The organism is Pararhizobium sp. PWRC1-1 (genome assembly GCF_049897905.1).
Taxonomy (GTDB): domain Bacteria; phylum Pseudomonadota; class Alphaproteobacteria; order Rhizobiales; family Rhizobiaceae; genus Pararhizobium.
On record NZ_JAFCXE010000001.1, the window covers coordinates 655,573 to 667,440 of the forward strand.

Below are 11,868 nucleotides of genomic sequence, written 5' to 3' on the forward strand. Positions count from 1 at the left end.
CTGAGCTACGAACCCGAGGCAGCGCTTCGCGACGCTACTGACCGTTTGGGTGTCGAGAGTGCAGCCCATCGATTGAAAAATATTCTGGTTCCACTGGGTGGTAATTTTGCTGCGATGACGGACGAAGAAGCTCTATTGATAGCAGAGTATGCGCGAGAGTGGCTCTCCCGTTCCAAAATCTACTAACTTCTCGCATCAATCTACAGATCGATGACGAGCCCGGGGTTGAACCCTGATACGTTCCGCTCTAGCGAATATCCGCGTGGATTGCAGATAACCCGGGTACGGTCCGCCATATAATCTCTGGCCTTGTGAATGTGTCCGTGTATCCAAACCGACGGCCGCCGCCTGGCAATCAGGTCCGAAAGGTCGCTCGCGAAAGCTGCATTGGTGATCTCACCATAAAAATGCGGGTCGAGGCTATCTGTGAGCGGCGCGTGATGTGTAACGACTACCGAGGGTCCATCGAACGGTTTTGAGAGTTCTTCGTCGATGAAGTTCCGACTAACTCTGTGGCGTCCTACGATTTCGCGCACCGTCACAAAGCCATTTTCACCGGGGCGTCGCGGATCTGATCGGTTAATGTAGTAGAAGTCGGCAACCTGTGACGGTGCTAAGCCGAATGCTTTATGCCTGCGCTCCTCTGGCGGAATATGCTCGTCATCGCCGACGGAAACCGCGAAATCCGTCCATAGCGTGGCGCCGACAAAACGGCAGCCGTCCATTTCCACAGTCTGGTTCTCAAGGAGATGGATTCTAGTACCCTGGATTTCACGCCGCGCCTTTTGGAGCGCGAAATCGATTGAAGAATTAAAAAAATCATGATTTCCGAACACGAGAACGACGGGCATGTGTCGCTCGATGTTCCTTCGCAGGTAATCGATACTCGTCGAGCTAAAGTCTGAGATGTCACCGGCGCAAATGCAGACGTCCGCATCTGGAATTTGAAGTGGCGCCGTCCAGAACTCGGCGAGTAACGACGTATGGATATCACTGATGATCCAAGCTCTCATATTGATGACCTTCGGTAAGAGTGCAGGCGGCCCTCATCACGCGTGCCGCTGATTCTTATGAAATTCCTTGGTCGTTACGACCAGTCGAAGCGCACAAGCGGTCGTTGACGCTCGATTTTCATGTCGAGCGAAACCATCCGATCGTGCGTTTGCTGCTGCGAGGACGGTGCCGGAATAAGATCAAACGGCTTTCTGCTCTCGGTGCGATCTCTCAGTGTGTCCGTAGGCTCGATTTCTTCTTGGGACCGATACGCAGAAAGTCCTCCAACTGATCCGCGTTTAGGCGCCTTTCTTTCATCAAAACCTCGGCCAAAACTACGAGGTTCCCCCGAAGACCATCGAGGATATCTCTTGCTCTCTGAAACTGCTCCCGAAGGATTTCACCGACTTCGTCCCGCAACTCTGTCTCTTTCCAGACGTCGGAGGGTCTTGTCAGGTCCACCGACCGTGGTAGGAAATATAAGGAAGTGCCAAACCCTTGTTCGGTGAGCATTCGGATCGCAAGGGTGGTCGCTTTCGCGAAATCGCTATCCGGTGACCCAGAAGACCAGTCAGATCGAAGACCGAAAATCAATTCCTCCGCAGCCGCACCGGCAACATGCATCGTGATCATTTTCTTTGCGTCCCATGCAGTCGTAACCTGTGGGGGCGGTGAATTGATGACCGTCTCTCCCATCGCGTCCTTGACGTTCGGAAAGCTGCGGATGTTGTCGAAAATTTCCACACGCTCAATTTGTCCAAGCCTTAGAGCATGGGCGATCACTGCATGCCCAGCTTCGTGAACCGCGACCCTGTGTAGCGCCTCCTCGTCGAGTGGCAAGGGTACCGTCAAGAGTGACCGAACGTCGTCAATGGAAACATCTCTGCTCTGGCGACGAGCAATTCGTCTCGCTTCACGCGCCAAGCGTTCGATATCGGCCCCAGTGTAGCCCGGCATTCGTGCCGCGAATTCACCGAGGAGGCCTTCGCTAGAAAGAGAGGGCAAGTGAAACGCCAGTATTTGAGCACGAGCTTCGGCATCTGGCATGGGAAAGTGGACGTGCTTCTCCAGCCGCCCGCTTCGAAGAAGAGCGGGGTCGACTTTCTCGGGATGATTACATGCGCCCAGAACGATGACGCCCTCACGCCCACTGATCCCGTCTAGACATTCGAGCAGGGCGTTCACGACTTGGGTCGAGTAGCTGGCATGCGTAGCTGAAAATGTCTCTCGATTGCCAATGGAATCGAACTCGTCAATAAACAGGAGGCAAGGAGCGTTTTGTTTGGCCACCTCGAATGCCGAATACATAGCCTTGAGGGTATCACCGAGAAACCCGCCGCCACTGGCCTGCCATTGTGAAACAGAGGAAACTTCAAGGCGCAGGTTGCAGGCGAGAGCAAGTCCGGACGCGAAACGAGTTTTCCCGGTGCCGGGCAGACCATATAATAGGCATCCGGTATCAATGTCAGACCATGAGATGCGCTTGTCGCGCCAATCTCGGATATCCTGCACAAGTTCACTCGCCCAGGTGCTGGCGTCGCCAAATCCTATCGAGACATCGAGATGTCTAGTAGTCTGAGCGTCGGACGACCCAGGCTTTTCCTTTAAAAGCTGTGAGACTGCTCGATGGGCGGGCTGGCCAATTCTATAGATCGCATCAAGTCTTTCGGATGGCTGCCGAGCGATCATCTCGATCTGAGCGTTGGTGACATCACCGCATTTTCGAAGCCTTCCTAGCGCTCGGTAGTGGCGGGCGTCGCTGAGTCGAAGCTGATCTCGCATTGTTGCAGCCAGCTCAAAATCTTGGTGAACCTCCGTGCCTTCGTGAACGAAAACGATCAGCTTTCGGGCTTCTAGGTACTCGCAGACATCAATGTCGTAGCCACGCTTGCCTTTCTTGTCTGGGTGCAAGCAGTAGCTGAGATTGTCTTTGAAGATGATTTTGGCGGCTTCTTGGACATCGACTAGATTCCAGGTGACTGGGATGCTGATTATCGCCAGGCACGAGGGCTCAAAAATTGAAACGAAGTTGCGTCGAAAAAGGCCTGTCAGTGCGCAGTAGGCTAGAAAAACCCGTGGAGATTTCAATGCAATTGCAGCAATGTCACGCTTAACTTTGAATGGGTGACCTGAGCGTTGCGGGGTCAAATCCTTCGACATCCGCTGTAGTTTGCGAATGTATGTATCGAGATTATCGTGGAGTGCCGTATCCATAATGTCTTCTCCAGAAGGCGGCTAAATGTCCAACAGACCTTCGTCAAAGTGGTACCAGCGGCTCAGCGTTCGCCCCAGCCTCCGTTTTCGGTCGAGGTAGAAGAGTTCACTCGTGACCGCAGGGCGCCCGTCCGCGAGCTTTGGGTGTCCAATCATCTCGCCAATGAGGCACGGCACTTTTCGAGAGGCGAGAATGCATTTCCGAATGAGGACAGCTTCATCAATCCCGGCAGCACGGTCGGAATAGGCGAGACCTTCAAGATCGCCCAGTAGCGATTGGAGTTTTGGAATTATGATCTCCGGCAATGTGCCAAGGAATTTATTGTTCATGGAGATTTCCTTCGAAGGGACTTGGCGGGGCGGCGAACTCTTCGGCGATGACTCGGCAGTCTGGGTAGCAAGACCGAAGTCAATGGCCAGGGTGACGCTTGCCCGACTGCGGACGGCCAAGGCGGTACCAACGGTTGAATGTCCTCGCTATCCCCGCCTCGGGCTCAAAAACGAAAAGTTCAGTTGTCGCGCCAGCGTGACCATTCCTAACCGTCGGGTGCCCTGACATCCTTCCAGCCAGACAGGGAACCGCACGGCGGAGAAGAACCCAGTCTTCAATCTCTACCGCGATCTCGGGAATATGACCGTGTACGTGAAAGCCTTCGAGGTCGTCGGCAAGATCGCGAAGTCTTGCAACCAGATTGGGCAGGTCAGCGGTCATCTGCACTCCTAATGATTCGAGTTGGTGTGACTTTGATCTACAGGAGAGTTTGCATTTTAGAAAGAATTTTTTGCAAAATGCAAAGTATCTTTTCTAAAATGCAATAATGTTGACATTTTTGACCTCGCGCGTGTTTCTCCAAACAAATGGCGACAGTTTCGGCAGGTGCGATACGAGCGGGTAGGGCGCTTCTTGGGATGAGTCAGGCAGACCTAGCCGAACTCGCGAAGGTATCAACGCCGACCATACGGCGGATAGAGACCGACCAAAAAGGCGTCAGCGTCGAAACCGTCAACCGCGTTCAAGGCGTCTTGGAGACGGCGGGCATTGAGTTCATGCCGGAAACCGAGAAGTTCACCGAGGGGGTGCGACAGTCAAAGGCTTCGTTGTCGAAGAAAAAATAGGTGTCGGGCGCGGCGCAGCCCGTCCTTTGGCAGGACCTAAGGTGACCGGCCCGGAGCCAAGTACCCAATCAACCACGTGCCGGTTTCGCATGACAACCGGATTCTGAGAAAGTTTTTATCCGCCCAGTGCTCAAGCATGACATGACAGAGAAGCTAGTCAACGCAAGTCAACTTGCGTCCTCCACTTCGTTGCGGCCCTTCGGGTGACAAGCTCCTCCTTACATGTCGTTCGATTGCTATCGGGACGGGGAACATCTAGGCGCCCTACGGGCGGGTTCGCTCCCCTCTGGGGGATCGAACAGGGAACAAATGAGAGGATACCATTGTGTGGGCGAAAAAGCCTAAGGCGATCGTATATCGCCCCCGGGTCCAATAGGCTTATTCCATCGCCTGTTTATCGCCATAGCCGCCCGAAGACGGCAACTGTCATATAGGTCCTAAACTGCGCCAAGAAAAGGGCCGTTTCAAAAATACAATCGGGGCTTCGCGCGCATCCGCGCCGGATGGCCCTTGACATGCTCGCCAAGCGTGAAAAAACTCGTGTTGCGCATCTTTCATCAGGAAAGATGCGCGGCGTGAAGCCAAACCGTGTGAGGAGACACCATGACGGATTATCTCGCAGATGTGAAAAAATACGATAGCGCCGCCGATGAGGCCGCTGTGAACAAAATAGTCAAGCATCTGGGCATAGCATTGCGCAACAAGGATTCCGCGCTCGTCTCCGCCTCCGATCAGACAGAACTCGACCGGGTCAAGGAGAAATGGTGCGGCAAGAAGCTTGGTGTCACCGGTTCAGACGCCGACGCAGCCGTTGATGCCGTTGCCAAGACGATGGCCGGCGACCGTTCGAAGTCCCGTGTGACCTTCTACTATCTGGTGGCAAAACACCTCGGCAAGCTCGCGACACTTTGATCGTTCGCGCCTTTTGAAGTCGAGCTTGGGGAAACCCGGGATTTACCGATTGGTTCGCCGCTGCCTTGCGCCTATTTTAGCGTAAAACGAATCGGCGGCGGACCCTATGAAACAGTATCTCGACCTTTTGCGTCATGTGATGGAGACCGGCTCGGACCGCGGCGACCGGACAGGCACCGGCACACGATCGGTCTTCGGTCATCAGATGCGTTTCAATCTGGCCGATGGCTTTCCGGTCCTGACGACGAAGAAGCTGCATCTCAAATCGATCATCCATGAGCTGCTCTGGTTCCTGAAGGGCGACACGAACATCGCCTATCTGAAGGAAAACGGCGTCCATATCTGGGACGAATGGGCCGACAAAAACGGCGATCTCGGTCCGGTCTACGGCTACCAGTGGCGCTCCTGGCCGACCCATGACGGCCGTCATCTCGACCAGATCGTCACGCTCGTTGAAGGTCTGAAGAAAAACCCGAATTCGCGCCGCCATATCGTCTCCGCCTGGAACCCGGCGCTGATCGAGGACATGGCGCTGCCGCCCTGCCACTGCCTGTTCCAGTTCTATGTGTCCGACGGCAAACTGTCCTGCCAGCTCTATCAGCGGTCCGGCGATGTCTTCCTCGGGGTGCCCTTCAACATCGCCTCATACGCTCTTCTGACCCTGATGGTGGCGCAGGTCTGCGGCCTGCAGCCGGGCGATTTCGTTCATACGTTCGGCGATACGCATATCTATCACAACCATTTCGATCAGGTTCGCGAGCAACTGGCCCGCACGCCGAAGGTCTTGCCGAAGATGGTCATCAATCCGGATGTGAAGGACCTGTTTTCCTTTCGTTTTGAAGACTTTGAGCTTGTCGGCTACGAACCTTATTCACATATCAAGGCACCGGTTGCTGTGTGATCGTAATGATGACACTGTCGCCAGACAGGATGACCTGAGGTTGAACGGTCGAGGAGGACCCCATGCTGACGTTGATCCATGCGCCACAGTCGCGTTCGTCGCGCATCATCTGGCTGCTTGAGGAACTGGGGGCGGAGTATGAGATCCGCTATGTCTCCATCCGCCGCTGGGATGGCTCGGGCGGGCCTGACGACAACAATCCGCATCCGCACAAACAGGTTCCGGCGCTTCTGCACAATGGCGCGCTGATCACCGAATCGACCGCCGTTACCCAGTATCTGGTCGAGCTCTATCCGCAGTCGGAACTCGGCCGTCCGCCGGGGCATCCGGAACGCGGTGCCTATCTGTCGTGGCTTGCCTATTATGCCGGCGTGATAGAGCCGTCCGGAAGTGCCTTCCTGTCTGGCGTTGCGGCCGGCAATCCAGCGCTTTTGAAGGTGTACGAGGACATGTGCATGAATGTGGTCGAGACGCTGACAAAACAGCCTTTTCTGCTGGGCAACACGGTGAGCGCCGTCGATCTCCTGCTGGTGAGCGCGCTGACATGGATGCGCAAGCTGTTGCCGGACAGTCCGGTCGTCGATCAATATATTCAGTCGATGATTGCGCGCCCGGCGCTTGCCCGTGCCCGCGCGGTCGATGTCAAACCGGATGGATTTCATGACTGAGCCGAAAGTCAGTATCGTTGTCGCGGTGTCCGCCAATGGCGTGATCGGCAGGGACGGCGGCCTGCCGTGGCATCTGCCCAGCGACCTCAAGCGCTTCAAGGCGTTGACGCTCGGAAAGCCGGTGATCATGGGGCGAAAGACCTGGGCTTCGATCGGAAGGCCGCTTCCGGGCCGCCCCAACATCGTCATCAGCCGTGACCCGCATTTCGCGGCTGATGGTGCAATTTCCGTTCAGTCGCTGGAGGCGGCGATGGTCGAGGCGCGAAAATTGGCCGCCGAGCTCGGCGTCGATGAGGTCTGCGTCATCGGCGGCGGCGAGATCTACCGCCAGGCGATCGACAGCGCCGATATCTTGCATATCACCACGGTCGCGGCCGAGGTTGATGGCGATACCCGTTTTCCTGTGATCGATGCTGCTATCTTCGAAAAGATCGCCGATGCCCCCCTGCCGCGGGGCGAGAAGGATAGCCATGCCATGCATTTCTCGACTTGGCGGCGGAAAAGCTGAGCAATGCTAACTATTTTGCCGGATTTACGGTGAAGTTGGATACGCCGCGTTGAAAGGCGTTCTGGAGATACCTATAACGGGTTCACATCATGGCCTGTGGCGTGTCCGCGGGGCATTGATCTCGGAATTTTTTCTATGGAAGAGGTATGAATGCCCTGGAGCAATCAGAACGGCGGCGGCGGTGGTCCTTGGGGCGGCGGCGGCGGTGGAAATAAGGGCCCCTGGGGCCAGGGGCCAAACCGGCCGCGTGGCGGCGGCGGTGGCCGTGGCAATGGCGGCCCTCCGGATCTTGAGGAAATTTTCCGCCGGGGGCAGGATCAGCTGAAAAGTGTGGTTCCCGGTGGATTTAACGGCGGTGTCGTTGCGATCATCGGCCTTCTGATCGTCGGCTTTGTCCTGATGAATTCGATCTACACCGTCCAGCCGGACGAGCGCGGCGTCGAAATGCGTTTCGGCAAGCCGAAGGACGAGATTTCCATGCCGGGTCTGCACTACCATTTCTGGCCGCTTGAAACGGTCGAAATGGTCAAGATCACCGAGCAGCAGCAGAATATCGGCAACAGGGCAGGCGTCGGCGACCAGGCCGGCAGTGGCCTGATGCTGTCTGGCGACCAGAATATCGTCAACGTCCAGTTCTCCGTGCTGTTTTCGGTGACCGATCCTAAGGCCTATCTCTTCAACGTCGAGGATCCGTCCGACACGCTGCAGCAGGTTGCCGAAAGCGCCATGCGCGAAGTCGTCGGCCGCCGTCCGGCACAGGACATCTTCCGCGATAACCGTCAGGCCATCGCAGCCGATGTGAAAACGACGATCCAGGCAACCATGGACAGCTATGGCGCCGGCGTCTCCGTCAACACGGTCGCCATCGAAGATGCGGCACCGCCGCGCGAAGTGGCCGATGCGTTCGACGAAGTGCAGCGCGCCGAGCAGGACGAAGACCGTTTCGTCGAAGAAGCCAACCAGTATGCCAACCAGGTGCTGGGTAAGGCCCGTGGTCAGGCAGCGCAGCTCCGCGAAGAGGCGGCCGCCTACAAGGGCCGTGTCGTCAAGGAAGCGCAGGGTGAGGCGCAGCGCTTTATCTCGGTCTACGACGCGTATGCGAAAGCGCCTGACGTGACGCGCAAGCGTCTCTATCTCGAAACGATGCAGAGCGTTCTCGGCAAGTCCAAGAAGGTTATTCTCGACGAGAAGAACGGCCAGGGCGTCATGCCTTATCTGCCGCTCAATGAAATCGGCAAGCCCGCGCAGTCGGGAGGGGCCCAGTAATGACCAATCGTCTTCCTTACATCCTCATTGGCTTGGCGCTCGTGCTGATGGCGGTCTATTCCTCCGTGTTCATCGTCAACCAGCGCCAACAGGCAATCGTCGTGCGCTTCGGTCAGATCAAGGACGTCAAGACCGAGCCGGGCCTTTATTTCAAGCTTCCATTCGCCTTCATGGATGCCGACCGCGTTCAGTATGTCGAAAAGCAGGCCCTGCGCTTCGACCTCGACAACATCCGCGTCCAGGTCTCTGGCGGCAAGTTCTATGAAGTCGATGCCTTCGTCGTCTACAAGATCGCCGACGCCCGCCGCTTCCGCGAAACGGTTTCCGGTGATCGTGCATCTGCCGAATCGCGTCTTCGCACCCGTCTCGATGCCTCGCTGCGCCGGGTCTACGGTCTGCGTGGTTTTGAATCGGCTCTATCGGAAGAGCGTGCATCGATGATGCGCGAAGTCCGCTCCGACCTGAAGACCGACGCCGAATCGCTCGGCCTCAACATCGAGGACGTCCGCATCCAGCGCACGGACCTGACGCAGGAAGTCTCGCAGCAGACTTTCGAGCGGATGAAAGCGGAACGTCTGGCGGAAGCCGAACTGATCCGCGCCCGTGGTAACGAAAAGGGCCAGACCCGCCGCGCCGTTGCCGATCGTCAGGTTGTCGAGTTCGTTGCCGAAGCGCAGCGCGATTCGGAAATCCTGCGCGGTGAAGGCGAAGCCGAACGGACTGCCGTGTTTGCCGATGCTTTTTCCCGTGATCCAAAGTTCTTCGAGTTCTACCGCTCGATGACCGCTTATGATCAGGCAATCGGCAGCCCGGACACGACGCTTGTCTTGTCTCCGGACTCGGAATTCTTCCGTTACTTCAACAGCTCGGATGGTGCACCCGCTCCGTCCGACACTCAGCCCGCTGCAGGAAACTGATCCGCGAAATGAGTGACTTTCTGACGGGGATTGCTTTTTTCCTGATCATCGAGGGGCTAGTGTACGCACTGGCCCCTTTGGTTTTGGTGGAAATGGCAAAGCGTTTGCCCCATATACCAGAGCAACAGTTGCGGCTGTTCGGGCTCGTTTCCGTCGTCATTGGCGTCGCACTTGTCTGGATAGTGCGAGGATAAGACATGACACAGAAATTGCTCATTCGACTGGTCGACGCGGAATATGCGATCACAAGGCTCAACATCGGAACGCCGCTGCCAGATTGGCTGCCGGGCGCAGGTTTCTGGGCTGTCTCGAGTTCGCGCGAGGAGATGACGCTGGTTTGCCGTGCAGCGCGCATTCCTTCCAATGTCCAGTCGTCCGGCGGCTGGCGCTGTTTCCGCATCGAACAGCATTTCACCTTCGATGTCCCCGGCATTCTTGCCTCCGTGCTGAACCCGCTTTCCGAGGCCGGCGTCGGCATATTTGCCAATTCCACCTTCAGCACCGATTATATCTTCATCATCGGCTCCGACCTCGACAAGGCCGTAGCGGCATTGAAGGCGCACGGTCACGACCTGATGAATTGAGGGCTGGCTGAGGCAGGCCCCTGAGACGCTGACGAAAAGATGACTGGACGCGTCCCAAATCCGCCTTATCTTCGAACAGATACTACGCCATCTTGCACGGCAGAGAGGTTGACAGAAAGTTAATCTCGAAGCCGTGACGTCCGTCCGCAGGACGAACATTTTTTGCCGGCCGTTTTGCAGCGGCCTGCCTTCCCAATCGAGAGGACCCCATGGGCTTGTCCATCCGCGCTTCCTTCTTCCGGTCTGTCACGTTCGCTGCAAGTGCTGCGCTGCTGATGAATTCCGTGCCGGTCCTGTCCGTGGCGCATGCGCAGATCAAGGCGCCGGTGCCGACCCAGCAGGGGCCGGAATCAGTTGCCGATCTCGCCGCCGGCCTGCTCGATGCGGTCGTCAATATCTCGACCTCGCAGAAGGTGAAGAACGACGACGAGGCACCGATGCCGCAGGTGCCGGAGGGATCGCCTTTCCAGGATTTCTTCGATGAGTTCTTCAAGGGGCAGGGTGGCGAGGGCGGTAGTCGCCAGCGCACCGTCGATTCCCTCGGTTCCGGCTTCGTCATCGATCCCTCGGGCATCATCGTCACCAACAATCACGTGATCGAGGGCGCCGACGATATCGAAATCAATTTCGCCAATGGCTCCAAACTCAAGGCCAAGCTGATCGGCACAGATACCAAGACCGACCTTGCTGTCCTGAAGGTCGAACCGAAGAAGCCTTTGACGGCGGTTCCGATCGGTGATTCCAGGCAGATGCGGATCGGCGACTGGGTGATGGCGATCGGCAATCCGTTCGGGCTCGGCGGCACGGTGACGGTCGGCATCATTTCGGCGCGCGGCCGCAACATCAATGCCGGTCCCTACGACAATTTCATCCAGACCGATGCTGCGATCAACAAGGGCAATTCCGGCGGCCCGCTCTTCAACATGAAGGGCGAGGTCATCGGCATCAACACGGCGATCATTTCGCCCACCGGCGGCTCGATCGGCATCGGGTTTTCGGTTCCAACAGAGCTTGCCGCCAACGTCATTTCCCAGCTGAGGGAATTCGGCGAAACCCATCGCGGCTGGCTTGGCGTGCGCATTCAGCCGGTGACGGGCGATATTGCCGAAAGCCTGAAGATGGACACGCCGAAGGGCGCGCTCGTCGCCGGGATCATCAAGGGGGGGCCGGTCGATGGCGGTGAGATCAAGACGGGCGACGTGATCCTCAAGTTCGATGGCCGTGACGTCGTCGAGATGCGCGATCTGCCGCGTGTTGTCGCCGAAAGCCCGGTCGGCAAGGCCGTCGACGTCGTGATCGTGCGCGATGGCAAGGAAATGACCGTCAAGGTGACGCTCGGCCGTCTCGAAGACGGTGAAAACCTGGCCGAGGCAGAGGCAGCAAAGACCCCGCCGGCTGACGAAGGAACCGATCAGGCCGAGCCGCCGGCTGCCGAATTGCCGGCATCCGACGTAGTGCTCGGCATGAAGCTTGCCGTGCTCGATGCTGATAGCCGCAAGACCTATGGAATTTCCGAGGATGTCGAAGGCGTTGTCATCGCCGAGGTTCAGCCACAATCGGCCGCCGCCGAACGGCGGATCGCCTCCGGCGACGTAATCGTCGAGATCGGCCAGGAAGCGATGAAGACGCCGGAAGATGTCGCGGCTCGGATTGAGGAGTTGAAGGCGGACGGCCGGCGCAATGCGCTGCTGATGATCGCCAACAAGACCGGCGAATTGCGGTTTGTTACCGTGCGTATGGAATAGTGGTCATCGGCAGATGATAATGGATTTGGAGGCGGGCTGAAAAG

General features: G+C 57.2%; 14 protein-coding genes. 10 read left to right on the top strand and 4 right to left on the bottom strand.

Features of this window, described 5'->3' with window-relative positions; all coding sequences use genetic code 11:
* Positions 1 to 200: 200 nt before the first annotated feature.
* The 4 genes from ACP7E0_RS03120 to ACP7E0_RS03135 form a co-directional block, all read right to left on the bottom strand.
* Positions 201 to 1,013, bottom strand: a complete 813-nt coding sequence (locus ACP7E0_RS03120; RefSeq protein WP_426122886.1) for a metallophosphoesterase — start codon at positions 1,011 to 1,013, stop codon at positions 201 to 203.
* A 211-nt stretch (positions 1,014 to 1,224) separates the two neighbouring features.
* Positions 1,225 to 3,207 (bottom strand): AAA family ATPase, encoded by a 1,983-nt coding sequence (locus tag ACP7E0_RS03125; RefSeq protein WP_426122887.1) that lies wholly within the window; start codon positions 3,205 to 3,207, stop codon positions 1,225 to 1,227.
* A gap of 21 nt (positions 3,208 to 3,228) precedes the next feature.
* Positions 3,229 to 3,537, bottom strand: a complete 309-nt coding sequence (locus ACP7E0_RS03130) for a hypothetical protein (RefSeq protein WP_426122889.1) — start codon at positions 3,535 to 3,537, stop codon at positions 3,229 to 3,231.
* Between the two features lie 79 nt (positions 3,538 to 3,616).
* Positions 3,617 to 3,919, bottom strand: coding sequence for a hypothetical protein (locus ACP7E0_RS03135; RefSeq protein WP_426122891.1), 303 nt, complete (start codon positions 3,917 to 3,919; stop codon positions 3,617 to 3,619).
* Positions 3,920 to 4,065: 146 nt separating this feature from the next.
* Between ACP7E0_RS03135 and ACP7E0_RS03140 the strand changes: the two genes are divergently transcribed.
* The 10 genes from ACP7E0_RS03140 to ACP7E0_RS03185 all read left to right on the top strand — a co-directional run bounded on the left by ACP7E0_RS03140 (position 4,066) and on the right by ACP7E0_RS03185 (position 11,824).
* The gene (locus ACP7E0_RS03140) at positions 4,066 to 4,323 is read left to right on the top strand and encodes a helix-turn-helix transcriptional regulator (protein ID WP_426122892.1); all 258 of its coding nucleotides are present in this window, start codon (positions 4,066 to 4,068) and stop codon (positions 4,321 to 4,323) included.
* Between the two features lie 603 nt (positions 4,324 to 4,926).
* Positions 4,927 to 5,235 carry a DUF2853 family protein gene (locus ACP7E0_RS03145; protein ID WP_426122893.1) on the top strand — a complete coding sequence of 103 codons (309 nt, stop codon included), beginning with the start codon at positions 4,927 to 4,929 and terminating at the stop codon, positions 5,233 to 5,235.
* A 106-nt stretch (positions 5,236 to 5,341) separates the two neighbouring features.
* Positions 5,342 to 6,136, top strand: coding sequence for a thymidylate synthase (locus ACP7E0_RS03150; protein ID WP_426122894.1), 795 nt, complete (start codon positions 5,342 to 5,344; stop codon positions 6,134 to 6,136).
* Between the two features lie 62 nt (positions 6,137 to 6,198).
* The gene (locus ACP7E0_RS03155) at positions 6,199 to 6,804 is read left to right on the top strand and encodes a glutathione S-transferase family protein (protein ID WP_426122895.1); all 606 of its coding nucleotides are present in this window, start codon (positions 6,199 to 6,201) and stop codon (positions 6,802 to 6,804) included.
* A complete protein-coding gene (locus ACP7E0_RS03160; protein WP_426122897.1) occupies positions 6,797 to 7,312 on the top strand; it encodes a dihydrofolate reductase in 516 nt (171 codons plus the stop codon). The genes ACP7E0_RS03155 and ACP7E0_RS03160 overlap by 8 nt, the downstream gene beginning before the upstream one ends.
* A 150-nt stretch (positions 7,313 to 7,462) precedes the next feature.
* Entirely contained in the window at positions 7,463 to 8,578 is a 1,116-nt protein-coding gene (gene hflK / locus ACP7E0_RS03165; protein ID WP_426122899.1) for an FtsH protease activity modulator HflK, read from the top strand.
* Positions 8,578 to 9,495 (top strand): protease modulator HflC, encoded by a 918-nt coding sequence (gene hflC / locus ACP7E0_RS03170; RefSeq protein ID WP_426122901.1) that lies wholly within the window; start codon positions 8,578 to 8,580, stop codon positions 9,493 to 9,495. The genes hflK and hflC overlap by 1 nt, the downstream gene beginning before the upstream one ends.
* A gap of 8 nt (positions 9,496 to 9,503) precedes the next feature.
* Positions 9,504 to 9,689 carry a DUF2065 domain-containing protein gene (locus tag ACP7E0_RS03175; protein ID WP_113243281.1) on the top strand — a complete coding sequence of 62 codons (186 nt, stop codon included), beginning with the start codon at positions 9,504 to 9,506 and terminating at the stop codon, positions 9,687 to 9,689.
* 3 nt (positions 9,690 to 9,692) lie between these two features.
* Positions 9,693 to 10,079 (top strand): ACT domain-containing protein, encoded by a 387-nt coding sequence (locus tag ACP7E0_RS03180; protein ID WP_426122902.1) that lies wholly within the window; start codon positions 9,693 to 9,695, stop codon positions 10,077 to 10,079.
* A 209-nt stretch (positions 10,080 to 10,288) separates the two neighbouring features.
* Positions 10,289 to 11,824 carry a DegQ family serine endoprotease gene (locus tag ACP7E0_RS03185; RefSeq protein ID WP_426122904.1) on the top strand — a complete coding sequence of 512 codons (1,536 nt, stop codon included), beginning with the start codon at positions 10,289 to 10,291 and terminating at the stop codon, positions 11,822 to 11,824.
* Positions 11,825 to 11,868: the final 44 nt, after the last annotated feature.